Genomic DNA, 24,008 nt, shown 5'->3' with positions numbered 1-24,008 from the left:
TGAGTTTTGCGTGTTAAATAGACGTAACCCAACGGTAGCCACTACCGAACCCACGACCGAACCCGTCGGCCGAACGTCTTTCGGGGAGCCCCGAGTGGATCGCACCGCCCAACTCACCGTCCGCCCCACGGAGCGCGCTGTCGCATACGATCCGGTGTCGCCGTCGGGTTCGCTGCACCTCGGCGCCGCGCGCGTGCTGGAGGGCAACTGGACGGGAACCTCGACGGTGCCCTCCCGGAACCTGTATCCGCACCAGTGGTCCTGGGACTCGGCGTTCATCGCGATCGGCCTCAGGCACGTCTCGCCGTTACGGGCCCAGACGGAACTGGAGACGCTGCTCGACGCCCAGTGGGGTGACGGACGCGTCCCGCACATCGTCTTCAACCCCTCCGTACCGCTGGACGCGTACTTCCCGAGCCCCGACTTCTGGCGCTCCTCGACCGCGGGGCGCGCTGCGGGCGCCCCGCGCACCGTACAGACCTCGGGCATCGTGCAGCCACCGGTGCACGCGCTCGCGGCCTGGCAGGTGCACCGCGCCGATCCGGGGCTGTCGCGGGCGCGCGGCTTCCTCGCCCGGGTGTACCCCCGGCTGGCCGCCTGGCACCGGTACCTGCTGCACCGGCGGGACCTGGGCGGGGGCGGCCTCGCGTCCGTCGTGCACCCCTGGGAGCAGGGCATGGACAACAGCCCCTGCTGGGACGCCCCGCTGTCCCGCGTCACGCCGGCTCCGGCCCGCTCCTTCCGCCGCGCCGACCTCGATCACGGAGCGGCGGAGGACCGGCCGACGGATCTGGACTACGGGCGGTACGTGCGGCTGGCGACGGAGTACCGGGACGGGGGTTACGCCGACGGGGCGGCCCGCAGGGCCTCGGTTGAGGGCGGTGGTGGGAGACGGGCGGGCGAGTTCGCCGTCGAGGACCCTGCCTTCAACGCCCTGCTCATCGCCTCCGAGCACGCGCTGGCCCGCATCGCGCACGAGCTGGGGGCGACGGGCACGGCCCGCCACGCCCGCGCCGAGCGGCTGACGGCGGCGCTGGTCGAGCGGCTGTGGGATCCGGCGGAGGGGATGTTCTTCTGCCGGGACGTGCGGGGCGGGGAGCTGATCCCCGAGAGGGGAGTCTCCGGGCTGGTCCCCCTGCTGCTGCCGGGGCTGCCCCGCGAGGTCGTCGCCGGCCTCGTACGCACGCTGTCCGGTCCGCACTTCGGGCTGGGCACCACCACGCGCCTCGTCCCGTCCTACGACCTCCTCGGCGAGGCCTTCGACCCGCACCGGTACTGGCGCGGGCCGGCCTGGTTCAACACCAGCTGGCTGCTGGAGCGGGGCCTGCGCCTGCACGGCGAGCTCACCCGCGCCGACGCGCTCCGCGAGGCCGTCCTGGACATCGCGGGCACGTCCGGGTTCGCGGAGTACGTCGACCCGTACACCGGAGAGACCTGCGGGGCGACGGACTTCAGCTGGACGGCCGCGCTCACGCTCGATCTGCTGCACAGCAAGGATCTGCTGCATGGCGACGATCCGCTGCACAGCGAGGACCTGCTCCACGGCGACGATCCGCTGCACAGCGAGGACCTGCTCCACGGCGACGATCCGCTGCACAGCGAAACACCAGTCACCGAAAGCTCAGTCACATCAAGCTCAGTCACGGGAAGCCAGGGAGGGGACCGGGGATGACGGAGCGGCATCATCTGCTCGTGTACGGCGGTACGTTCGCCGCCGTGGGCGACCGCGGGGACATCAGCGGCGTACGGGGCGGCACCTCCCCGGACGGGTTATTCGTACGGGACGCCCGCCACCTCAGCCGCTGGCAGCTGACGGTCGACGGCGCGGTGCCCGAGGCACTCACACCGGTCGCGGACGGGGACAGCGCGCGCTGCGTCCTCGTCCCGCGCGGCGGCCGCGACGAACCGCCGGCCTACACCCTCTTCCGTGAACAGGCCGTCGGCGACAGCTCGTTCGTCGAGTCCCTGCGCGTGGCCAGCAACCGTCCGGTGCCGACGACGGTCCGCCTCGCGGTCACCGCCGACGCCGACTTCACCGACCAGTTCGAACTCCGCTCCGACCACCGCACCTACGCCAAGACCGGCGCCGTCCGCCGCCGCCAGATCCTCGACCACGGCGTGGAGTTCACCTACCGGCGAGGTGAGTGGCGATCTTGTACGACGGTGACGGCCGAGCCCTCACCGGACACCGTCGAAGAGACCGGCACCGGCGCCCGGCGCATGGTGTGGACCCTGGAGCTGGAACCGCACGGCACGGCGGAGCTGACGCTACGGGTCATCGCCCGCCCGCACGGCGAGAAGCGGGCCCTGCGCGTCCCCCGCTCCCCGGCCGCGCTGAACGACCAGCTCATCGCAGCCGAGGGCGCGTTCGTGGAGGGCGTCCCCTTCCCGACGGGCTGGCCCGAACTGGCCGCCGCCTGCGCGCGGGGCCTCGCCGACCTCGCCTCCCTCCAGGTGTCGGCCACCGGCCCGGACGGCGAGGAGCTGCGCGTCCCGGCCGCCGGCGCCCCCTGGTTCCTCACCCTCCTGGGCCGCGACGCCCTCCTCACCTCCCTCTTCGCACTCCCCTACCGCCCGCGACTGGCCGCCGCCACGCTCCCCGCCCTCGCCGCGACCCAGGCGACCGCGGCCGACGTGGAGCCGGTCTCCCAGCCCGGCAAGATCGTGCACGAGGTGCGCCACGGCGAGCTCGCGCACTTCGGCCAGGTCCCGTTCCGGCGCTACTACGGCTCGGTGGACGCCACCCCGCTCTTCCTCGTCCTGCTCGGCGCGTACGTCGAACAGACCGGCGACACGGAGCCGGCCCGCCGCCTCGAGTCCCAAGCCCGCGCCGCGATCGCCTGGATGCTCGACCACGGCGGCCTCACCTCCCGCGGCTACCTCGTCTACCGCGCCGACCAGGGCGGCCTCGCCAACCAGAACTGGAAGGACTCCCCCGGCGCCATCTGCTCCGCCGACGGCACGCGGACGAGCGGCCCGGTGATGGCCGCGGGCGCCCAGGGCTACGCGTACGACGCCCTGCGCCGCACGGCGTGGCTCGCGCGCACGGTCTGGCAGGACGAGACCTACGGGGCGCTCCTGGAGCAGGCGGCCGGTGACCTGCGCGACCGTTTCCAGCGGGACTTCTGGATGCCGGAGCACAACTTCCCCGCGCTCGCGCTGGACGGCGAGGGCCACCGGGTCGACGCGCTGGCCTCCGACGCGGGACACCTGCTGTGGTCCGGGCTGCTGGACAAGGAGTACGGCGAGCTGGTCGGCCGGCGCCTCCTGGAGCCGGACTTCTTCTCCGGCTGGGGCGTGCGCACGCTGGCCGCGGGCCAACCGGCGTACCACCCGCTCTCGTACCACCGCGGCTCGGTCTGGCCCCACGACAACGCGCTGATCGCCCTCGGCCTCGCCCGCTACGGCCTCCACGACGAGGCCCGTACGGTCGCCCACGCCCTGGTCGACGCGGCGAACGCGACCGGCCACCGCCTCCCCGAGGTCCTCGCGGGCTACGGCCGCGACACCCACTCGGAGCCGGTGCCCTACCCGCACGCGTGCGTACGGGAGTCGAGGTCGGCGGCGGCGCCACTGGCGTTGCTGACGGCGGTGGGCGGGGTGTAGGCGGCGCGCCTTGCTCACCGCGGTGGGCGGGGTGCGGCTGGCGCGCCTTTTGGTTCGTTGACGAGGCGTTTGCCGGGTGTTTGCCGTGACCTGTGAACGGGCGTGGGAGGCGGACCGTAGGGGATGATGGCGGGCCCAGTTCCCCTATGGGGCCCGCCGTACCATCACGGGTCTCGCACGGAAGGACCTCCGTTGCCTCAGCACACGAGCACGCGCCAGTCACCGGGCTCGGCCGGGACGGCCGAGCCCGAGGCCACGCCACCGGAAGCGTCCGGCTCCGCGGAGGAAGCCGAAGAGAACGTGGGCGAGGGAGCCGAGGCCCGGGAGCACGGGGTTGAGGAGAGCACGTCCCGGGAGGAGACGGGGGCCGCCGAGGAGACGGGTTCCGCCGAGGAGGCAGGGTCCGCCGAGGAGGCAGGGTCCGCCGAGGAGGCGGAGGGAGACGACGCGGCCCCTACAGTCGCTGACGCCCCCGCTTCCACCGACGACGCGGCCCCCGCAGCCGACGGGTCCCCGACCCCCACCACCGCCGACGACACACCCCCCACGCCCACCACCGCCCACCGCACTCGCCGCATCCCCACCCCCCGCCGCATCTGGCGCAGTTGGCGCACCCGGCACCCCCAAGCCGCACGCATCCTCACCCACGCGATCACCGCCGTCGCCGTCCTCCTCGTCCTCGCCGCCCTGGTGATGCCGAACCGCGCGGAGAACTTCCGGCTCGCGGAGTTCACCCGGCTCCCGGTGGAGGGGCTGCTGGGCGCCGCCGTGCTGGTGGCGCTGCCGCGGCGGGCGCGGGTGGTCACGGCGGTGCTCGGCGGGATCGTGCTGGGTGCGCTGACCGTGCTGAACCTGGCGGACGTCGGCTTCAACGAGTACCTGGGCCGCGGCTTCAACGTGATCCTCGACTGGCAGTTGCTGGACGACGCCCAGTCGTACCTCGCGGACACGATGGGCGGCACGGTCGCCCTGCTGGCCGCCGTCGGCGTCGTGGCGCTGGTCCTCGTACTGCTCGCCCTGATGGCGCTGGCCGTCGTCCGGATCAGCACCGTCCTTGGCCGTAACACCGCCCGTTCCACCCGCGGTCTGCTCGTCCTCAGCGCGGCCTGGATGACGTGCGCGAGCCTCGGCATCCAGGTCTCCGGCGTGCCGCTGGCCTCCGAGCACACCGTCACGACCGCCAAGGACCGCGTGGACCGGGTGCGCGAGACCATCCGTGACGAGCGGGCGTTCGCGAAGGAGGCCAGGGCGGACGCGTTCGGCGGCACCCCGGCCGACCAGCTCGTGCCGGACCTGCGCGGCAAGGACATCATCTTCACGTTCATCGAGAGCTACGGCCGCAGCGCCATCGAGGACCCGATCATGGCGCCCGGCGTCGACAGCACCCTCGCCTCCAGCACCGAGGCCCTCGCCAAGGCCGGCTTCCACGCCAAGAGCGGCTGGCTGACGTCGGCGACGTACGGCGGCAGCAGCTGGCTGGGCCACTCCACCACCCTGTCGGGCCTGTGGATCGACAACCAGAACCGCTACCGCACGGTCACCGCGGGCGACCACCTCACCCTCACCAAGGCGTTCCAGAAGACCGGCGCCTGGGACACCGTCGGCGTCATGCCCGGTGTGCAGAAGGGCTGGCCGGAGTCGAAGTGGTACGGCCTCGACAAGGTCTACAACGCCTTCCAGATGGGCTACAAGGGCCCGAAGTTCAGCTGGTCGACCATGCCGGACCAGTACGCGCTGGAGGCGTTCCAGCGTCTGGAACACGGCAAGAAGCGCGACAAGCCGCTGATGTCGGAGATCATCCTGACCTCCAGCCACCAGCCGTGGGGGCCGATCCCGAAGATGGTCGGATGGGACGAGCTCGGCAACGGCTCGGTCTTCGAGGGCATCGAGAAGGCGGGCAACAAGGCGGCGGACGTCATCGCCGACAGCGAGAAGTCGAAGGAGGAGTACGGCAAGTCCATCCAGTACTCGGTGACCAGCCTCACCCAGTTCATGGAGCGCTACGGCACCGACGACACCGTCCTCGTCTTCCTCGGCGACCACCAGCCGATCGCCCGGGTCAGCGGCGACCACGCCAGCCGTGACGTGCCCATCTCGATCGTCGCCAAGGACCCGAAGGTCCTCGACAAGATCGCCGACTGGAACTGGACGGACGGCCTGCGCCCCGCGACGGACGCGCCGGTGTGGAAGATGAACCTCTTCCGCGACCGCTTCCTGACGGCGTACGGATCGACCCCGCACCCCACGAAGGACTGAGCGCCCTCGCCGGGGGCGGTTCAGCCCCCGGAGGTGTCCAGCTCAGCGTCCTCGCCGATGCCCGCGCAGTCGTACGGGTCCTTCAGCCAGCCGTCCGGCAGCACCACCCGGTTGTTGCCGGACGTACGGCCCCGGGGCCCGTCCGCGCCGACGGGCCAGGCCTGGTCGAGGTCCAGCTCGTCGAGTCCGGCCCGGAGTTCCTCCAGCGAGGACGTGATGGCGAGCCGCTTGCGCATCTCGGAGCCGACGGCGAAGCCCTTGAGGTACCAGGCCACGTGCTTGCGGAAGTCGATGACCCCGCGAGACTCGTCCCCGATCCACTCCCCGAGCAGCGTGGCGTGCCGGACCATGACGTCGGCGACCTCGCGGAGCGTGGGCCGAGCGATGTCACCGTCACGTCCCTCGAAGGCAGCCACCAGGTCGGAGAACAACCACGGCCGCCCCAGGCACCCGCGCCCCACGACCACTCCGTCGCACCCGGTCTCCCGCACCATCCGCAGCGCGTCCTGGGCCGACCAGATGTCGCCGTTGCCGAGCACGGGGATCTCCGGCACGTGCTCCTTCAGGCGGGCGATGGCGTCCCAGTCGGCGGTGCCGCCGTAGTGCTGGGCGGCGGTGCGGCCGTGCAGCGCGATGGAGGTGACGCCCTCCTCGACGGCGATACGGCCGGCGTCGAGGTAGGTGATGTGGTCGTCGTCGATGCCCTTGCGCATCTTCATCGTGACGGGCAGGTCCCCGGCGCCGCTCACGGCCTCGCGCAGGATGGCCCGCAGCAGGTTCCGCTTGTACGGGAGCGCCGACCCGCCGCCCTTCCGGGTCACCTTGGGCACCGGGCAGCCGAAGTTCAGGTCGATGTGGTCGGCGAGGTCCTCCTCCGCGATCATGCGGACGGCCTTGCCGACGGTGGCCGGGTCGACGCCGTACAGCTGGATCGACCGCGGCCGTTCCGTCTCGTCGAAGTGAATGAGCTGCATGGTCTTCTCGTTGCGCTCCACCAGCGCCCGGGTGGTGATCATCTCGCTCACGAACAGCCCCTTGCCGCCGCTGAACTCCCTGCACAGGGTGCGGAAGGGCGCGTTGGTGATCCCGGCCATGGGGGCCAGGACGACGGGCGGCCGAACGGTGTGCGGACCGATCTGCAGGGGCGTGGTGGGCGTGGGCATTCCCCCATTGTGGCGCACGCGGGGGTGGACCCGGTCCGGTGATCGGCAATGATCATGTAGCGGTCATTAGTTAACCGCACTATCGATATGGGCGTACGATGGAACGCATGCCCGAGCTCAGCCCTCGCCGACGCCTGCTCGTCCTCCTCATCTGCTGCATGAGCCTGCTGATCGTGAGCCTGGACAACACGGTCCTGAACGTCGCCCTGCCGTCCATGCAGCGCGACCTGGGCGCGTCCACGTCGGGCCTGCAGTGGACGATCGACGCCTACACCCTCGTCCTGGCGTCCCTGCTGATGCTCGCCGGCTCCACGGCCGACCGCATCGGACGCAAGCGGGTCTTCATGGCGGGGTTGGTCGTGTTCTCGGTGGGCTCCCTGTTGTGCTCCCTGGCACCGAACCTGGACCTGCTGATCGCGGCCCGGATGGTGCAGGCGGTCGGCGGCTCGATGCTGAACCCGGTCGCCATGTCGATCATCACCAACACCTTCACGGACCCGCGCGAGCGTGCGAGGGCGATCGGTGTGTGGGGCGCGGTCGTCGGCATCTCGATGGCGGCGGGCCCGCTGGTGGGCGGTCTCCTGGTGGAGTCGGTCGGCTGGCGCTCGATCTTCTGGATCAACCTGCCGGTGGGCCTGGCCGCACTGGTCCTGACTCTTCGCTACGTACCGGAGTCCCGAGCCCCGAAGGCCCGCCGCCCGGACCCGCTGGGCCAGCTCCTGGTGATCGCCCTCTTCGGCTCGCTGACGTACGCGATCATCGAGGCGCCGAACGCGGGGGTCGCGTCGATCACCCCGTATGCGGCGATCGCGCTGGCGGCTTTGGTGGCTCTCCTGGTGTACGAACCCCGCCGCGCGGAACCCCTCATCGACCTGCGCTTCTTCCGTTCGGCGCCGTTCAGCGGGGCGACGGTGATAGCGATCAGCGCGTTCGCGGCGCTGGGCGGCTTCCTGTTCCTCTCCACCCTCTACCTCCAGAACGTCCGCGGCCTGGACGCCCTGCACGCCGGCCTGTGGATGCTCCCGATGGCGGCCCCGACCTTCCTGTGCGCACCCCTCTCCGGCCGCCTGGTCGGCACCAGGGGCCCGCGCTTGCCGCTGCTGATCGCGGGCGCCGCGATGACGACGAGCGGCATCCTCTTCGCCGCCTTCGACGCCGAGACCTCCAACACCACCCTCTTCCTCGGCTACGTCCTCTTCGGCATCGGCTTCGGCTTCGTCAACGCCCCCATCACCAACACCGCCGTCTCCGGCATGCCCCGCGCCCAGGCAGGCGTGGCGGCGGCCGTGGCCTCCACCAGCCGCCAACTCGGCCAGACGCTGGGTGTGGCGGTGGTCGGCGCGGTGCTGGTGGCGGGCGTGGGCTCGTCGTCGTACCGCGACACGTTCGTCTCGGCGGCGACGCCGGGTTGGTGGATCCTCACCGGTTGCGGAGTCGCGGTGCTGGCGCTGGGCGCGGTGACGACGGGCCCGTGGGCCAGGCGGACGGCCGAGCGGACAGCGGACCGGCTGGAGTCGGCGGAGGTGCGGGAGGCGGCGGGGGTCAGCGCGTAGGCAGCCACTCCAGCCTGATGGGCTGGGCTCCTTGGCTGGGCTCCTTGGCTGGGCTCCTTCGCCCTGGTGACCCACACGTCACCGTCTCTCCGGTCACCTGGTCCGCCTTCGCCCACGGCGTCGCCAAGTGACCGTTGGGGCCGCCCGCTTCCTTGCCAGTGTCGTGCTTCCACGCCCCGAGTAAAGGGCGCTTCGCGTCGGCTGCGCCGATCGGCCTTCGGCCGCCCCTTGACTCGGCTCGCTCCAGCACGGGTGAGAAGCGAGCGGGCGGCCCGGAAAGGTGGGTGGCCGAGGTGTGCTTGCGGGTGGGGGTGGGTTGCGTTGCGGGCCGGGGGTGGCGGGCGCGCCCGCGCCTCGCCAGCACGCCGGGTGGGCGTAGCGGCGATCGGCCGGTGGGGGTGGGGGTGGGGGCGTCGCATCGGGCGGGTGGGGGCACACCGGCTTGGCCTGGCGGCCGGCGGTGGCGGTCGGCGGGGAGCTTGCGCGGGCAGGCGGGGGGGCATCCGGGACCGAAGGCGGGCGGGGGGCCGTCCATTAGCTGCGGGCGCTCCGGTAAGCGGCGTGGGAGGGGTAATTGGCGGATCTGTGCCACCTCGGGAGCAGGAAGCCCAGATGGGGCCGATCGGAGACTGGCACACATCGACCAATCACCCCTCCCCCGCCCCCCTTTGGCCTGCAGGGACACGGCTGCCTGCACCTGCTTACGAAGACCGTGACCCGACTCCTGCACATGTGACGACCCTCAACCACTGACCTCATCCTCAACCTCGTTGATAGCCTCAGACGCTTTTCCATATCTGGTCCGTGGGTTGTGGGGGGATTGGTGCATGCCTTGAAGGAGCCGTTCCTCATGCCTGTCGAGGATGTCTTCCGTCTGAACCAGGGCAGGATCGTCATGGCGGCAGGCCAAATCGAGCGCGGACGGGTTCGCAGGGGCGATGAAGTGGAGTTCGTCGGTTTTGGCGCCCACGCAATCGCTTGTGTGGCCGGCATCGACGCAAGCAGGCAGCGTCTCGACGAGGCGAGTGCGGGCATGAACGTGGGACTGCTGGTGTCGGGTGCGGCGGCGGGAACAGTGGAGCGGGGGCAGGTGCTAGCGGCACCGGGTTCGATCAGCGCGTACGTCGCCTTCGCTGCAGAAATCGCCCTGCTGTCGGAGGAACAGGGCGGTGCGGACGTGCACACCGGTGCGGTCCTTGACTTCTACATCCGCAGCGGCGGAGTGAGGGGCGTCGTAACGCTGCTGTCCCATGGAGTGGACACGCTTCAGCCGCTGCACATGGCCGCGGTGAGCGTGATGCTCGAACGGCCCGTCGCTCTCGAGATTGGCCAGTCCTTTCCTTTCCGTCACCTCGGCCGCGCCGCCGGCTCAGGAACCGTGACCCGACTCCTGCACACGTGACGGCCCTGGCGCCGTTCTGCTCTGGTCCGGGTTTCGTTGCCCGTTCAAGTGCGGGCCGTCGCGATCGAGTTGCATGCTCGACGGTACGTGGAAGACTGGGTGTCAGAGCTGGGAGGCTGATATGAGCTCCCGTCGCGGGCGGCCTTCAAGAGCCGAACCATCACTGTTGCCCATGCGTCGACCCGGGCCCTGGTATGCAGGGACCGCGTGTCTCACGTTCGCACTGGCCGCGTACCTCTGGTCCCTCGGACGCTCTGTCACGGATCACAACCACCAGGACTGGCCGAAATGGGCACAGGCGGTCTGGGATACCGCGGCAGGGATCCTCGCCGGGGTGGAACAGGCAGTGACGGTCAAGGATTCCGGGGCTTCGACGGGTAGTCGGCTGCTGTGCCTGGTGTTGTTGCTCGGCTGCTTCTGGGCACTGCGGCGCGCACTGTTGGCCCGCCTCGCCTACGCCCCCGGCCCGGTCGATGTGGAACGCCTCAATGATGCAACCCCGGCAGGAACGTCCAAGCCCCCGGTCGACGACCTGACCGCTCGCCTGCGTAAGCATCTGTCCGAAACGGACCTGTACCCACCTGCCACTCTCCCTGCCGAACCACCCGCTGAAAACTTCATCGATCTGCTCGGGGACGTGAACCTGGAGTCCGGAAAATTCGGAACCAGCCTGCTGCACATGTTCAGCCGACTGCGCCCCAAGGTCGCGTACCAGGTCACCGGTGTACTGCAACGTGCCGCAGGGGGACAGAAGGCCTGCTGTGGTGTGACGGTGACAGTCACCGCTTACACGACCCGCGGCAGCTGCGCTCATACGGTGTGGGAAACGACGTGGGACAAGGCTGTCCACGAGACGGGAAACTGGGTGATGGCCGCGATCCTTCCCGTCACGCGCGCCGCGAAGAGCCCTCCGTGGCAGGCATGGCGCAAGCGGACGCTGCCGCCCGAACTCTTCGCTGCCTACCAGCGGGGCAGGGATTTGAGCCGTCAGCGGAAGTTCGACGAGGCACTTTGTCAGTTCTACAAGGCGGTGTTCTGGGACCCGACGAACCTGTACCTGCGGACCCAGATCGCCGGCGTACAGGAGAAGATGGGACTGCATCTGGACGCTCTGGAGACCTATCACGGCGCTCTCACCATGGGCACGCTGACCGCGAAGGAAGACTTCAGAACGCTGTGGGCTGCGCCGTGGGCTCTGCGCCGGTTCACCTACGTGTGGCACTGGCGTCATCGCCCCGGAATACTGCTGGCGCGTTACCGGTACGCCGTGGTCCTGGGCACTGCGGAGAGGCTGGCCCACCAGTGGTGTCACGCCTTTGATGCCGACATCCGCCCGAGCCGGGCAAGCGCCCGTGAGGAAATCCGGGAGGCGCTCACCCCTGCCCTGGCGGAGCGGTACTGGCCTGCTGTGGCCGATTTCCTTCCACAGAGTCGGGCAGGAAATCCCAGGCAATGGATCGAGGAAACACTCAGCCCCAAGATAGACAATGAACGACTCAGGGATAAAGAGCGCGAGGAGAATTATCCTTGGGTGCGCTTGATATTTCAGCTGGCCTCGCTCCAGGAATTTGGGCGCCTGACTCAGGACCGCACCGCTGCCATCTTCTGCCCAAAAATGCGGGCGGACAGAATATTCACCGCGGCCGCCCTGCGGATCACTCGTGATGTCTGGGCCCCTTTGAGGTTGGCCTGGGCAGCGGCTCACCCTGTCGTCTCAAGCTCCCGCCGGACCTCGATTCCGGCGCCTGCCGGCGGAGCTGTGCTGATCATGCCGAAATTCGAGAGGGCTCGCGATGGGTTCAGGCCGTACCTCGCTCGCGTGATTCGGCCGGTGAACACCATGGGATGGGCGCCGTCGGACCTGCAGAGACATGTCAGGCGGGCCCGCACACCGCTTTTCCGTGAGCGCCGCCGCGACTGGATGGCGCACTACAACGCAGCATGCGTGTATGCCATCGCATTGAATGTGCTCATTGCATCGACCGACGAACGTGACCAACTGGCCCGTCTGGCATACAGGGAACTGAGAGACGCCGTGACCAACGCCGAAAGCGGGTTCGTCACACTGACGCGTTCCTGGGTAGTTGCCGAAGACGCCGACCTTGCGCCACTCCGCAAGGACGACCAGCACGACCGCCTGGCTCGGTTCGAACGTGAGGCGTACCCGCACGACAACCCCGACCGCCACCGGTTCGACGACCCACCACCGATCCACATCGAGATGGCGTTCGGAAACATGCAACTGTTGAGCGAAATCGCTGGCGCGATGGAGCAGACATGGCATCGACGCAATTCCCTCACCTTTGCCGATGTCCACGATGCGATCAGATGGTTCGAGAGCGAATTGTCAATTTGGTGCGACTTCCTCTCTGTAAGTAAAAGCCAAGCCCGAAACTGGCCCGATCGTGAAAAGCTGTTCCGGGATATCCAACAGAACGTTGATCCGGAGCTCCTCATGGAGCTTCCGTGCCGGGTGCCCGAGATCAACCACATTCTCGAAGAGCACGATGGCTGGCGCGACTCGCAGGGAGCCAAGGATAACCTCGAAAAACTGGACAAGGAGCTCACTGCTCTGAGCGAACTGGTGAAGTCGAAGCCCACCGCGGATCCGCCGTCGCCCATCGATCGGAGTGCCAACTGGCTCACTGACGCAAAACTGGCGGATTCAGCTGGCCACATGCTGATGCACGGCGCCGCCCTCCGTCAGGTGTGCGAGGGTTACGCAGCGGTCTGGCAGACCCTCCGCGACGCGCTTCCCCTCAGCGACGTGGGGTCGGACCACAGCGACGCCAAGTTCAGGGGAGCCCTGCGAAGGCTGCCCGAACCGACTTCTGACACGTGGACCGCGGCGTGACGTTCGCTCTACACCACCTCCCGCTCCACCGCCAGCGCGTGCAGCCTCTCCAACCTCTCCCGCGACTCCCCGTCCACCGGCACATACGTCACCACCCGTGCCCCGAAGTCCGGGTTGAGCCAGAGGTCGGTGTGGTCGAGGGTGAGGAGGCCGACGTAGGGGTTCAGGAACTGTTTCGTCTTGCCGCGGGGGGCTACGACCTCGTAGCGGTCCCAGTTTTCGCGGAACTCCGGGGATTCTGTGGTGAGGCGGTTGATCAGCATTTTCCAGGCGGGCTCGCCCAGGTGGCCGCCCATGGAGGCGCGGAGTTTGGCGGCCATGAGGCGCCGGGACTCGTCGAGGTGGACGATCGCCGTGCGCCAGTCGGGGTTGGTGTGGATGAGGACGAGGCAGTTGCGGTCCTCGGGGGGTACGGCGTCGAGGTCGCCCAACAGGCGGGCGTAGGTGCGGTTGTAGGCGAGGATGTCGTAGCGGCTGTTCTGGATGCAGGCCGGGATGGGCTCCAGTTGGCGCAGCATCTCGCGGAGGGCCGGGGTGACGCTGGGGCACTCGGCGGCGGGCGTGGGGTCGGTGGAGGCGGCGAGTTGGAAGAGGTGGGCGCGTTCGCCGGCGTCGAGGCGGAGGGTGCGGGCGAGGGCGTCCAGGACCTGGACCGAGACCTGGATGTCCCGGGACTGTTCGAGCCACGTGTACCAGGTGACGCCGACCGCGGAGAGCTGCGCGACTTCCTCGCGGCGCAGACCGGGAGTACGCCTGCGGCGGCCGCGCGGCAGGCCCACCTGCTCGGGGGTGATGCGCTCGCGGCGGCTGCGCAGGAAGGTGGCCAGCTCGTGCCGCCGTATGGCCGTTTCCGAGCGGCGTGGGATCGTCTCCTCGGCCATCTTCGTCATGTCCTCCAGACTGCCGCCGGCCGGACCCTGTTGCCAGGTACTCCTTCTACCAGGATAAGGAGACTCTGGTACCAGGCTTCGAGTGGGCGGAGGGTCGTCCTCGTGACCGACATCCAGACCGACTCCCCTGTCATGTCATCGACCTCGACTCCGACTTCACCCTCGGCCCCGGCGGGCTCCGCGGCCGCCTCTCCCGCCCTCAGCGGCCTCGGCCTGTTCACCGTACTGCTCGCCGCCGCCCTCCCCCTCATCGACTTCTTCATCGTCAACGTCGCCCTGCCCACGATCGGCGCGGACCTCGCCGCGAGCGAGGCGGTTCTCGAACTCGTCGTCGCCGGGTACGGCCTCGCGTACGCCGTGCTGCTCGTCCTCGGCGGTCGGCTCGGTGACCTGTTCGGTCGGCGCCGGTTGTTCCTGGGCGGTATGGCGGCCTTCGGTCTGACCTCGCTGGCGTGCGGGCTCGCGCCGGACGCGTGGACGCTGGTGGCGGCGCGGGTCGCGCAGGGCGCGTCGGCCGCGGCGATGCTGCCGCAGGTGCTGGCCACCATCCAGGCGACCACGTCGGGGGCGCGCCGCGCCAAGGCGATGGGGCTGTACGGCGCGACGGCCGGGTTGGCCATGGTGGCGGGCCAGATCCTGGGTGGCGTGCTGGTCGCCGCCGATGTCGCCGGTACAGGCTGGCGTTCGGTGTTCCTCGTCAACGTGCCTGTCGTCGTGGTCGGGCTGGTGCTCGCCGCCCGGTTCGTGCCGGAGACCCGGTCGTCGCATCCGGAGCCGGTGGACGGACCCGGCACGGTCCTGCTCGCGGTGTCGCTGCTGACGCTGCTCGCCCCGCTCACCGAGGGCCGGGCGGCGGGCTGGCCGCTGTGGACGTGGCTGTCGCTGGCGGCGTTCCCGTTCGCGGCGGCGGGCTTCTACGCGGTGGAGCGCAGGGCGGACCGGCGGGGCCGTACGCCCCTGGTGCCGCCGAGCCTCTTCGCGCTGATGTCGCTGCGGCGCGGTCTGGTGCTGCTCGTGCCGTTCGGGATCGGGTTCAGCGGGTTCATGTTCGTGATCGCGGTGGCGTTGCAGCGGGGCGCCGGGCTCGGTCCGGTCGCGGCGGGGCTGGCGCTCGCGCCGATGGCCGTGTCGTTCTTCTTCGTCTCGCTCGCCGGGCCGCGGCTGGTCGCCCGGTACGGCACACGGGTCGTGCCCGTGGGCGCCGTGCTCCAGGGTGTGGGTGTGGGGCTGATGGCGTGGGCCGCCTGGCGTTCCTGGCCTGACCTGGGCCTGGTCGAACTGCTTCCCGGGGCAGCGGTCGCCGGGGCGGGGCAGGCGCTCCAGCTGCCTGTCATTCTGCGAATCGTCCTGTCCGAGGTGCCGGCCGCCCGTGCCGGGGTCGGCGGCGGCGTGATGATCACCACGCAGCAGTCGGCGCTGGCGCTGGGCGTGGCCACCCTGGGCACCCTCTTCCTCTCCCTGATCCCCGGCCTGGGCATGCGCGACGCCCTGGTCACCACGCTCCTGGTGCAGTTGGCGGGGGTGGCCCTGACCGGGCTGCTGAGCCTGCGGCTGCCCCGTACGACGAGCTGAGCGAACTCCGGGGACGGCTACAGCTTGGCCAACTAATCAGGCGGAAACTCCCGTTGATGTTGGTCCTGCCCCACACTGCTCGCATGGCACAGATGACCACGAGCAAAGTGCGCCGCTGGGACCAGCACGGCCGCGAGCACGTCGTCCGGGTGCAGCGCACGGGCGTGCAGCGCACGATCAGATGCGACACGTGCGGCTGGCGCAAGGCGGCGCAGTTCCTGCCCTGGCTGAAGGCCGAGGAACACCTGGCGGAGGCCCACCAGGCGACGGTGGATCCCTCGGAGGGGTCGCAACAGCGATGAGTTCCGGGTGCGGGCGGAGTCGGATCCGGGGAGAGTGACGACTCGTACGCACCCGGAAGGCCGGCCCATGAACGCTCTGCACAAGACCCTGCGACGGTACGTCGACGACGGCACGGTGCCGGGAGCGGTGGGCCTGGTGGCCCGTGGCGACGAGGTGGAGGTGGTGGCCGTCGGCTCGGTCGACGCCGACGGCTCCGCCCCGATGGCCCGCGAGTCCCTCTTCCGGATCGCCTCGATCACGAAGCCGCTCACGGCGGCGGCGCTGCTGACGCTCGTGGACGACGGACGGCCGGCGCTGGACTCCCCGGTGGCCGAGTGGCTGCCGGAGCTCGCCGATCCGGTCGTGGTCCGTACGCCGTCCGGTCCTGTCGACGACGTGGTCCCCGCGGCCCGTCCGATCACGGTCGAGGACCTGCTGAGCTCCCGCCCGGGGTGGGGCTTCCCCTCGGACTTCGCCCTCCCGGCGGTCCAGGCCCTGTTCGGGGTGCAGAAGGACGGACGGGCCCCGCAGGCGTATCCCGACCCGGACACCTGGCTCGCGGACCTCGCCCGGGTGCCGCTGTTGCACCAGCCCGGCGAGGCGTGGCTGTACGGCACGGCGTCCGACCTGCAGGGCATCCTGATCGCACGGGCGTCGGGGCGTACGCTGCCGGACTTCATGGCGGAGCGGTTGTTCGAACCGCTGGGCATGAGGGACACCGCGTTCGAGGTGCCCGCGGAGAAGCGGGAGCGGTTCACCACCGCGTACCGTCCCGACGGGGCGGGCGCTCTGGAGGTGGCGGACACGCCGGACGGGCAGTGGAGCAGCGTTCCGGCGTTTCCGTCGGGGGGTGGGGGGCTGGTGTCGACGGTCGACGACTGGTTGGCGTTCGGGCGGATGCTGCTGAACGGGGGTGAGGCGCGGGGCCGTCGGCTTCTCTCTCCCACCTCCGTGAGCCGTATGACGAGCAATCACCTGTCCGCCCGCCAGAGGGAGTTGGGCGAACTCTTCCTGGAGGGGCAGGGCTGGGGATACGGCGGCCAGGTCGACGTCTCCCCCCTCGACCCGTGGAACGTCCCGGGCCGCTACGGGTGGGTCGGCGGCACCGGCACCACCGCCCACGTCATCCCGGCCACGGGCACGGTCACGGTCCTGCTGACCCAGGTGGCCATGGAGAATCCGACTCCGACTCCGTTGATGCGGGAGTTCTGGCGGTGCACCGCGTAGGCGTGACTTCAGGGCCTGCCCTGGGCTGCCCGCAAACCCCGCAGCACCAGGTCCACGACCGCCTCGAACTCCCCCTCGATGCCTGGCTGTTCCCACTCGCGGGCGTGGCACGGGTCGTGGAAGCGGTCGGTGGCGTGGAAGACGGCGCGGGCGGTGGCCGCGGGGGCGGGGGCGGTGAACACACCTGACTCGGCGCCCGCGCGGACGATCCGTTCCAGCTGTCCGGTGAGGTCCGCGATGTGTTCGGCGACGGCCCCGCCGTTCTCGTCGGTCAGCACCGTGTATGTGGCGAACAGTTCGGGGTCGAGGCCCGCCTTGCGGCGCTTGGCGGCGAAGAGGGCGGCGAGCCAGTCGCGCAGGCGGGCCTCTGGGGCACGGTTCTCGTCGGCGGCGATCCCGGCCAGCGTCTCGGACGTACGGTCCAGCCAGCGTTTCGTCACCGCTTCCCGCAGCGCGGCCTTCGTGCGGAAGTGCCGGTAGACGCTGCCGTGGCTGACGCCGAGCGCCCGGGCCACATCCACCACGGTGGCCTTGGCGGGGCCGTGGCGGCGCAGCACTTCCTCGGTCGCTTCGAGGATGCGCTCGGCGGTCAGGGTCTCGCTGGTCGGTGCCATGGGAGAGACCGTACCCGGCGGCGGGATCAGCGCTCGACGTGCGCCATCTGGGCGGCCGGGTAGCGGTCGCCCGCGGCGGCCCCGGTGGGCACGGCCTCCTCGATGGCGGCGAGGTCGGACGGCTCCAGCGTCACCTCCAGCGCGCCGAGCGACTCCGACAGCCGCTCCCGGGTGCGGGCACCGATGAGCGGCACGATGTCCTCGCCGCGGGAGAGCACCCAGGCGATCGCGATCTGCGCGACCGAGACCCCCTTCTGCTCAGCGATCTTCCGCAGCGCCTCGACCAGGTTCAGGTTGTGCTGGAGGTTGTCGCCCTGGAAGCGCGGGGAGAAGGCGCGGAAGTCGTTGGTGGCGAGCTGCCGGTCGGCGGTGAAGTGGCCGGAGATCAGGCCGCGGGAGAGGACGCCGTACGCCGTGATGGCGATGCCGAGTTCGCGGGTGGTCGGCAGGATCGACTCCTCGATGCCGCGCGAGATGAGGGAGTACTCGATCTGGAGGTCGGCGATCGGCGCGGTGGCGGCGGCCCGGCGGATCGTGTCGGCGCCGACCTCGCTGAGACCGACATGGCGGACGTACCCCTTCTCGATCAGTTCCGCGATCGCGCCGACGGTCTCCTCGATGGGGACGTCGGGGTCGAGGCGGGCGATGCGGTACACGTCGATGTGGTCCACGCCGAGGCGCTGGAGCGAGTACGCGGCGAAGTTCTTCACGGCGGCCGGGCGGCCGTCGTAGCCGGACCATTCGCCGTCCGGGCCGCGCAGCGCGCCGAACTTCACGCTGACCAGGGCCTGTTCGCGGCGGGCCGTGGGCGTGGTGCGCAGGGCTTCGCCGATCAGCAGTTCGTTGTGGCCCATGCCGTAGAAGTCGCCGGTGTCGAGCAGGGTCACGCCTGCCTCCAGGGCGGCGTGGACGGTGGCGATGGACTCGGCCCGGTCCGCGTCGCCGTACAGCGCGGACATGCCCATGCAGCCGAGGCCGAGGGCGGAGACCTGGGGGCCGGTGGTTCCGAGAGGACGGGTTCGCAGTGTCATGACCTCACCCTCACACAACGGCTGACAGATTTCAATATCTGTCAGCTGTCATTTGTCCGGTCGACTGAGCGCACACCCTGAGGACAATGGGAGATGTCGGCGTGCAGTCAACGCATGCAGTCAACAGAGGAGGCGAGGGATGGCCATTCGTATCGGCACCTTCAACGCGGAGAACCTCTTCAACCGCCCCAAGGTCTTCGCGCTCCAGGACGACACCGAGCGCGACAAGATCCTTGACGACTTCAACGAACTGGTCGCCCTCCTCGAGAAGGACACCTACCAGCCGGCGGACAAGGAGCGGATCGCCGAGCTGATCGAGGAGCACCAGGCCCACAACGGCGAGAAGGACAGCCCCCGGCCGTTCTTCATCAACGAGCTCAAGGGATCGGGCGCCAAGCTGTTCACGGTGACCGGGCCCGTGGACAACCCCACCATCAAGATCGTGGCCAAGGGGCGCGGAGACTGGCCGGGCTGGGCCGAGCTGGTGCGCGGCGATCTCAGCTGGCAGGCCGTGCAGAACACCGCGCGCGTGGTCGCCGAGGTGAACGCCGACATCCTGCTCACGGTGGAGGTCGAGGACCGCCTCACCCTGGAGCGCTTCAACGAGCACGTCCTCGGCGAGACCCTGGGGCACCAGCCGTACCCCTTCAACCTGCTGATCGACGGCAACGACCCCCGCGGCATCGACGTCGGGATCCTCAGCCGCCACCCCATCACGTCCGTGCGCTCACACCTCTTCGACCCCGGGCAGGGCGGGCGACGCCTCTTCAGCCGGGACTGCCCCGAGTTCGAGATCGCCGTCAACGGAACGCCCCTGTGGATCCTCGGCAACCACTTCAAGAGCAAGCGGGGCGGCGGCGAAAGCCTGCGCGCGGCCCAGGCCAAGCGCGTCCGCCGGCTCTACGAGGACGCCCTCCAGCGCTCCGACCACGTCATCGTCGCCGGCGACCTCAACGACTTCATGGACAGCCCCCCGGTCAAGACCCTCCTGGACGCGGGCCTCAAGGACGCGATGACCCACCGCACCTACACGGGAACCCCCGGCACCCACGGCCCGGGCACGGGCGACGACGACAAGCTCGACTACCTCATGTTCTCGCCGCCCCTCTGGGACCTGGTCGAGCACGTGGAGGTGGAGCGACGGGGCGTCTGGGCCCCGAGAACCTTCAAGCCCTTCCCGACGGTGACGTCAAAGGCAACCCAGGCCTCGGACCACGCGGCGCTCTACGCAGACGTGGACATATGAACGCCGAGTTCCCCGCGCCCCCTGAGGGGCGCGGGGAACTGCGCGACAAGCCACGAAGAACCCGCAGCCGGCGAGAAGACCCGAGCCAGGCAACCGCCGACCCGGCACAACTCACCTAGCAGCCGATGAGCCGCCCAGCAAGGTACCCCTCGATCTGGTCCAGCGACACGCGCTCCTGCTTCATCGAGTCACGCTCACGCACCGTCACCGCGTTGTCCTCGAGCGTGTCGAAGTCCACCGTCACGCAGTACGGCGTACCGATCTCGTCCTGGCGCCGGTAACGGCGACCGATCGCGCCCGCGTCGTCGAACTCGATGTTCCAGTTCTGACGCAGCGCCTGCGCGAGCCCCTTCGCCTTCGGCGACAGCTCGGGGTTCCTGGAAAGCGGCAGCACCGCGACCTTCACCGGCGCCAGGCGGTGGTCGAGGCGCAGCACCGTGCGCTTCTCCAGCTTGCCCTTGGCGTTCGGCGCCTCGTCCTCGACGTACGCGTCCAGCAGGAACGCCAGCATCGCGCGGCCGACACCGGCCGCCGGCTCGATGACGTACGGCGTCCAGCGCTCGCCGGCCTCCTGGTCGAAGTAGGAGAGGTCCTGGCCGGAGGCCTTGGCGTGGGCGCCGAGGTCGTAGTCGGTGCGGTTGGCGACACCCTCCAGCTCGCCCCACTCGTTGCCGCCGAACTGGAAGCGGTACTCGATGTCGGCGGTGCGCTTGGAGTAGTGGGAGAGCTTCTCCTTCGGGTGGTCGTACCACCGCATGTTCTCTTCACGCAGGCCGAGACCGGTGTACCAGTTCCAGCGCTGCTCCATCCAGTACTCCTGCCACTTCTCGTCCTCGCCCGGCTTGACGAAGAACTCCATCTCCATCTGCTCGAACTCGCGGGTGCGGAAGATGAAGTTGCCGGGCGTGATCTCGTTGCGGAAGGACTTGCCCATCTGGGCGATGCCGAACGGCGGCTTGCGGCGCGAAGTGGTCTGCACCTGGGCGAAGTTGGTGAAGATGCCCTGGGCGGTCTCGGGGCGCAGGTAGGCGACCGAGCCGGAGTCCTGGGTCGGGCCGAGGTGCGTCGACAGCAGGCCCGAGAACTGCTTGGGCTCGGTGAACTGGCCCTTGTTGCCGCAGTTGGGGCAGTTGACGTCCGCGAGGCCGTTCTCCGGCAGGCGCTTGTGCTTGGCCTCGTAGGCCTCCTCCAGGTGGTCCGCGCGGAACCGCTTGTGGCAGGAGGTGCACTCGGTCAGCGGGTCGGTGAAGGTGGCGACGTGGCCGGAGGCGACCCAGACCTCGGAGGCCAGGATCACGGACGAGTCGATACCGACCACGTCCTCGCGCGACGTCACCATGTAGCGCCACCACTGGCGCTTCAGGTTCTCCTTGAGCTCGACACCCAGCGGTCCGTAGTCCCAGGCGGCACGCTGGCCGCCGTAGATCTCACTACAAGGGAAAACGAAGCCACGGCGCTTGCTCAGGCTGACGATGGTGTCGATCTTGTCGGCGGCCACGGTGCTCTCTTCATTACGACGACGGGCGACGAAGCGAGATGCTTCCAGCGAATGCTTCAGCGTACCGGCGGGGACTGGCCCTCATCCAAATCGGTTGGCCCTACAGACCTCTCAGAAGCGTTGTTGACAACGGTTTCCATATTTGTTGAAAATGAGTGTCATGAACGTACGACGACTCATACCGGTGACCTCCGTCGCGGCAGCCACCGTGCTCGGCCTCGCCACCCTCTCGGCCTGCTCCGGCGAGAGCGCAGCCGCAGGCAACACGGACAAGTTCGACGTCGTCGCGTCGTTCTACCCGATGGCCTTCCTCGCCGAGCAGATCGGCGGTGACCACGTCCACGTCACCAGTCTCACCGAACCCGGCCAGGAACCGCACGACCTGGAGATCAGCGTCAGGCAGACCGCGGCCCTGGACGAGTCCGACGCGGTGCTGTACCTCAAGAACCTCCAGCCCGCGGTCGACGACGCCGTCACCCAGTCCCAGGTCAAGACGAAGATCGACGCGGCCTCCCTCACCTCGCTGGAGAAGCACGGCAACGAGGTCGGCGGTCACGCGGCCGAGCACGACGACCACAAGAACGACGAGCTGGCCGGCCTCGACCCGCACATCTGGCTCGACCCGGTGCGCTACTCCCAGGTCGCCGAGGGCGTCGGCAAGGCCTTCGAGAAGGCCGACCCCGACCACGCGGCCGACTACAGGAAGAACACCGCGACCCTGGTGAAGAAGCTCGGCGACCTGAACACCGAGTTCAAGGACGGACTGGCCGACACCAGGACCAAGGTCTTCATCACCACCCACGCCGCCTTCGGCTACCTCGCCGAGCGCTACGGCCTGACCGAGGAGGCCATCAACGGCCTCGACCCCGAGTCGGAGCCGAGTGCCGCGCGCGTGAAGGACCTTGAGAAGATGGCCGCGGCCGACGGCGTCACGACCGTGTTCTACGAGACGCTCGTCAGCGACAAGACCGCGAAGACCGTCGCCAAGGACGCCGACCTGAAGACCGACGTCCTCGACCCGATCGAGGGCATCACGAAGAAGTCCCGGGGCGAGGACTACTTCTCGGTCATGAAGTCCAACCTCAAGGCACTGCAGACGGCCCTGGGAACCAAGTGATCGTTACGGAGGGCGTCATGGACGCGAAGGCCGAGCCCGTCATTTCGCTGCGCGGTGTCCGCGCCGAGCTGGGCTCGCGCCCCGTCCTGCGCGGCATCGACCTCACCGTGCACCGCGGTGAGGTCGTCGCGCTGCTCGGCGCGAACGGATCCGGCAAGTCGACGGCCGTGCGCACCGTCATCGGCCAGGTGCCGATCGGCGCCGGCGAGATCGAGCTGTTCGGCACCCCGCACCGGCGCTTCCGCGACTGGGCGCGCGTGGGCTACGTACCGCAGCGCACCACGGCCGCGGGCGGCGTACCGGCGACGGTGACGGAGATCGTCGCCTCGGGGCGCCTGTCCCGGACCCGCTTCGGCCTGCTCCGCAAGGCCGACCACGCGGCCGTACGGCACGCCCTGGAGCTGGTCGGCATGGCGGACCGGGCCAAGGACTCGGTGAACGCCCTGTCCGGCGGCCAGCACCAGCGTGTACTGATCGCCCGCGCGCTCGCCGCCGAACCCGAGCTGCTGATCATGGACGAGCCGATGGCGGGCGTGGACCTGGCGAGCCAGGAGGTGCTCGCGCAGACCCTCGGGGAGCAGGTGACCTCCGGTAGGACGGTCCTGCTCGTCCTCCACGAGCTGGGCCCCCTGGAGCCTCTGATCGACCGGGCCGTCGTCCTGCGCGACGGCTGCGTGACGCACGACGGACCGCCCCCGCGCGCCGTCGGCCAGCACGCCCTGCCCGGCCACGACCACGTACACCCGCACGCACCGGCGGGCGCCGAACCGATCCGCACGGGACTGCTGAGCTGATGGACTTCCTCGACTACGCCTTCATGCAGCGGGCACTGCTCGCCGCCGTCCTCGTCGGCATCACCGCACCGGCCGTCGGCATCTACCTCGTCCAGCGCCGCCAGGCCCTCATGGGCGACGGCATCGGCCACGTCGCCATGACGGGCGTCGGCCTCGGCTTCCTGCTGTCCGCCTCCCCGGTGTGGATGGCCACGGCCGTCTCCGTCCTCGGCGCGGTCCTCATGGAGCTGATCCGCTGGTACGGCCACACCCGCGGCGACATCGCCCTCGCGATGCTCTTCTACGGCGGCATGGCCGGCGGCGTGATGTTCATCAACCTCGCGCCCACCGGCTCCAACGCCAACCTCACCTCGTACCTCTTCGGCTCCCTGTCGACGGTCTCCGAGGAGGACGTGACCGCCATCTGCCTGCTCGCGGCCTTCGTGGTCCTCGTCACCCTCGGCCTGCGCCGCCAGCTGTTCGCGGTCAGCCAGGACGAGGAGTTCGCGCGGGTGACCGGGCTGCCGGTGCGCGCCCTGAACCTGCTCACCGCGGTCACCGCGGCGGTGACGGTGACGGTCGCGATGCGCGTGGTCGGACTGCTGTTGGTTTCGGCCCTGATGGTGGTGCCGGTCGCGGCGGCGCAGCAGCTCACCCGCAGCTTCGCGGCGACCTTCGCGGTCGCCGTGGCCATCGGCGTGACCGTGACGATCGGCGGCACCGTCACGTCGTACTACCAGGACGTGCCGCCCGGCGCGACGATCGTGCTGCTGACCATCGCCGCGTTCATCGTCATGACGGCCCTCGCCGCGCCCCTGGCCAGGCGCAGGGCACGCGCACTGGCCGCCGCGCACCCCGACGGGGACCCCGCGGAGTGCACGATTCCGGCCACCCGGGAGGCCACCGACGGGGTCGGCGTCTGAC

The 24,008-nt window shown here is 69.8% G+C and carries 18 protein-coding genes; 13 read left to right on the top strand and 5 right to left on the bottom strand.

The features are described 5' to 3' along the window. Window positions 1-94: 94 nt before the first annotated feature. From ACFYWX_RS09180 to ACFYWX_RS09170, 3 genes are all read left to right on the top strand, one after another. Window positions 95-1,672 (top strand): hypothetical protein, encoded by a 1,578-nt coding sequence (locus tag ACFYWX_RS09180; protein ID WP_389423331.1) that lies wholly within the window; start codon window positions 95-97, stop codon window positions 1,670-1,672. Then, window positions 1,669-3,606 carry a glycogen debranching N-terminal domain-containing protein gene (locus tag ACFYWX_RS09175; RefSeq protein ID WP_389423330.1) on the top strand — a complete coding sequence of 646 codons (1,938 nt, stop codon included), beginning with the start codon at window positions 1,669-1,671 and terminating at the stop codon, window positions 3,604-3,606. Before ACFYWX_RS09180 ends, ACFYWX_RS09175 begins: the two co-directional genes overlap by 4 nt. A gap of 693 nt (window positions 3,607-4,299) precedes the next feature. Next, window positions 4,300-5,862: a CDP-alcohol phosphatidyltransferase gene (locus ACFYWX_RS09170; protein ID WP_389423418.1), complete on the top strand. Its 1,563-nt coding sequence runs from the start codon at window positions 4,300-4,302 to the stop codon at window positions 5,860-5,862. A 20-nt stretch (window positions 5,863-5,882) separates the two neighbouring features. On the opposite strand, the gene dusB is transcribed toward ACFYWX_RS09170, so the two are convergent. Next, entirely contained in the window at window positions 5,883-7,025 is a 1,143-nt protein-coding gene (gene dusB, locus ACFYWX_RS09165; protein WP_389423329.1) for a tRNA dihydrouridine synthase DusB, read from the bottom strand. 107 nt (window positions 7,026-7,132) lie between these two features. On the opposite strand from dusB, the gene ACFYWX_RS09160 reads away from it, so the two are divergent. From ACFYWX_RS09160 to ACFYWX_RS09150, 3 genes are all read left to right on the top strand, one after another. Then, on the top strand, window positions 7,133-8,578 hold the full coding sequence (locus ACFYWX_RS09160) for an MFS transporter (protein ID WP_389423328.1): 1,446 nt from the start codon (window positions 7,133-7,135) through the stop codon (window positions 8,576-8,578). 850 nt (window positions 8,579-9,428) lie between these two features. Further along, window positions 9,429-9,980, top strand: coding sequence for an EF-Tu/IF-2/RF-3 family GTPase (locus ACFYWX_RS09155; protein WP_389423327.1), 552 nt, complete (start codon window positions 9,429-9,431; stop codon window positions 9,978-9,980). Between the two features lie 334 nt (window positions 9,981-10,314). Then, window positions 10,315-12,834, top strand: a complete 2,520-nt coding sequence (locus ACFYWX_RS09150; RefSeq protein WP_389423326.1) for a hypothetical protein — start codon at window positions 10,315-10,317, stop codon at window positions 12,832-12,834. An 8-nt stretch (window positions 12,835-12,842) separates the two neighbouring features. Here the strand turns inward: ACFYWX_RS09150 and ACFYWX_RS09145 are convergent, their stop codons facing one another. Further along, a complete protein-coding gene (locus ACFYWX_RS09145) occupies window positions 12,843-13,724 on the bottom strand; it encodes a helix-turn-helix transcriptional regulator (protein WP_389423325.1) in 882 nt (293 codons plus the stop codon). 132 nt (window positions 13,725-13,856) lie between these two features. Here ACFYWX_RS09145 and ACFYWX_RS09140 point away from each other — a divergent pair, with 132 nt between their 5' ends. The 3 genes from ACFYWX_RS09140 to ACFYWX_RS09130 all read left to right on the top strand — a co-directional run bounded on the left by ACFYWX_RS09140 (window position 13,857) and on the right by ACFYWX_RS09130 (window position 16,805). Beyond that, window positions 13,857-15,296, top strand: coding sequence for an MFS transporter (locus ACFYWX_RS09140; protein WP_389423417.1), 1,440 nt, complete (start codon window positions 13,857-13,859; stop codon window positions 15,294-15,296). 83 nt (window positions 15,297-15,379) lie between these two features. Next, window positions 15,380-15,598: a hypothetical protein gene (locus ACFYWX_RS09135; protein WP_389423324.1), complete on the top strand. Its 219-nt coding sequence runs from the start codon at window positions 15,380-15,382 to the stop codon at window positions 15,596-15,598. Window positions 15,599-15,665: 67 nt separating this feature from the next. Beyond that, the gene (locus ACFYWX_RS09130; RefSeq protein ID WP_389423323.1) at window positions 15,666-16,805 is read left to right on the top strand and encodes a serine hydrolase domain-containing protein; all 1,140 of its coding nucleotides are present in this window, start codon (window positions 15,666-15,668) and stop codon (window positions 16,803-16,805) included. An 8-nt stretch (window positions 16,806-16,813) separates the two neighbouring features. Here the strand turns inward: ACFYWX_RS09130 and ACFYWX_RS09125 are convergent, their stop codons facing one another. Together ACFYWX_RS09125 and ACFYWX_RS09120 are read right to left on the bottom strand one after the other, a co-directional pair. Then, entirely contained in the window at window positions 16,814-17,419 is a 606-nt protein-coding gene (locus ACFYWX_RS09125; protein WP_389423322.1) for a TetR/AcrR family transcriptional regulator, read from the bottom strand. 26 nt (window positions 17,420-17,445) lie between these two features. After that, window positions 17,446-18,450, bottom strand: a complete 1,005-nt coding sequence (locus tag ACFYWX_RS09120) for an aldo/keto reductase (protein ID WP_389423321.1) — start codon at window positions 18,448-18,450, stop codon at window positions 17,446-17,448. Window positions 18,451-18,589: 139 nt separating this feature from the next. Between ACFYWX_RS09120 and ACFYWX_RS09115 the strand changes: the two genes are divergently transcribed. Next, a complete protein-coding gene (locus ACFYWX_RS09115) occupies window positions 18,590-19,696 on the top strand; it encodes an endonuclease/exonuclease/phosphatase family protein (RefSeq protein WP_389423320.1) in 1,107 nt (368 codons plus the stop codon). 115 nt (window positions 19,697-19,811) lie between these two features. Here ACFYWX_RS09115 and ACFYWX_RS09110 read toward each other — a convergent pair whose 3' ends face one another. Next, window positions 19,812-21,194 (bottom strand): glycine--tRNA ligase, encoded by a 1,383-nt coding sequence (locus ACFYWX_RS09110; protein WP_389423319.1) that lies wholly within the window; start codon window positions 21,192-21,194, stop codon window positions 19,812-19,814. 160 nt (window positions 21,195-21,354) lie between these two features. Here ACFYWX_RS09110 and ACFYWX_RS09105 point away from each other — a divergent pair, with 160 nt between their 5' ends. From ACFYWX_RS09105 to ACFYWX_RS09095, 3 genes are read left to right on the top strand one after another with little or no spacing between them, the layout of a single operon-like run. Beyond that, on the top strand, window positions 21,355-22,311 hold the full coding sequence (locus tag ACFYWX_RS09105; protein WP_389423318.1) for a metal ABC transporter substrate-binding protein: 957 nt from the start codon (window positions 21,355-21,357) through the stop codon (window positions 22,309-22,311). A gap of 17 nt (window positions 22,312-22,328) precedes the next feature. Then, the gene (locus ACFYWX_RS09100; RefSeq protein WP_389423317.1) at window positions 22,329-23,105 is read left to right on the top strand and encodes a metal ABC transporter ATP-binding protein; all 777 of its coding nucleotides are present in this window, start codon (window positions 22,329-22,331) and stop codon (window positions 23,103-23,105) included. Continuing rightward, complete coding sequence (locus ACFYWX_RS09095; RefSeq protein WP_389423316.1) at window positions 23,105-24,007, top strand: metal ABC transporter permease; 903 nt, start codon at window positions 23,105-23,107, stop codon at window positions 24,005-24,007. The genes ACFYWX_RS09100 and ACFYWX_RS09095 overlap by 1 nt, the downstream gene beginning before the upstream one ends. Window position 24,008 lies beyond the last annotated feature (1 nt).

Origin of the sequence: Streptomyces sp. NPDC002888 (genome assembly GCF_042888465.1) — a bacterium.
In the GTDB taxonomy this organism is placed as follows: Bacteria; Actinomycetota; Actinomycetes; order Streptomycetales; family Streptomycetaceae; genus Streptomyces.
The sequence above is the reverse complement of the archived record's forward strand: the minus strand, read 5'-3'. Positions and strand labels throughout refer to the sequence as shown.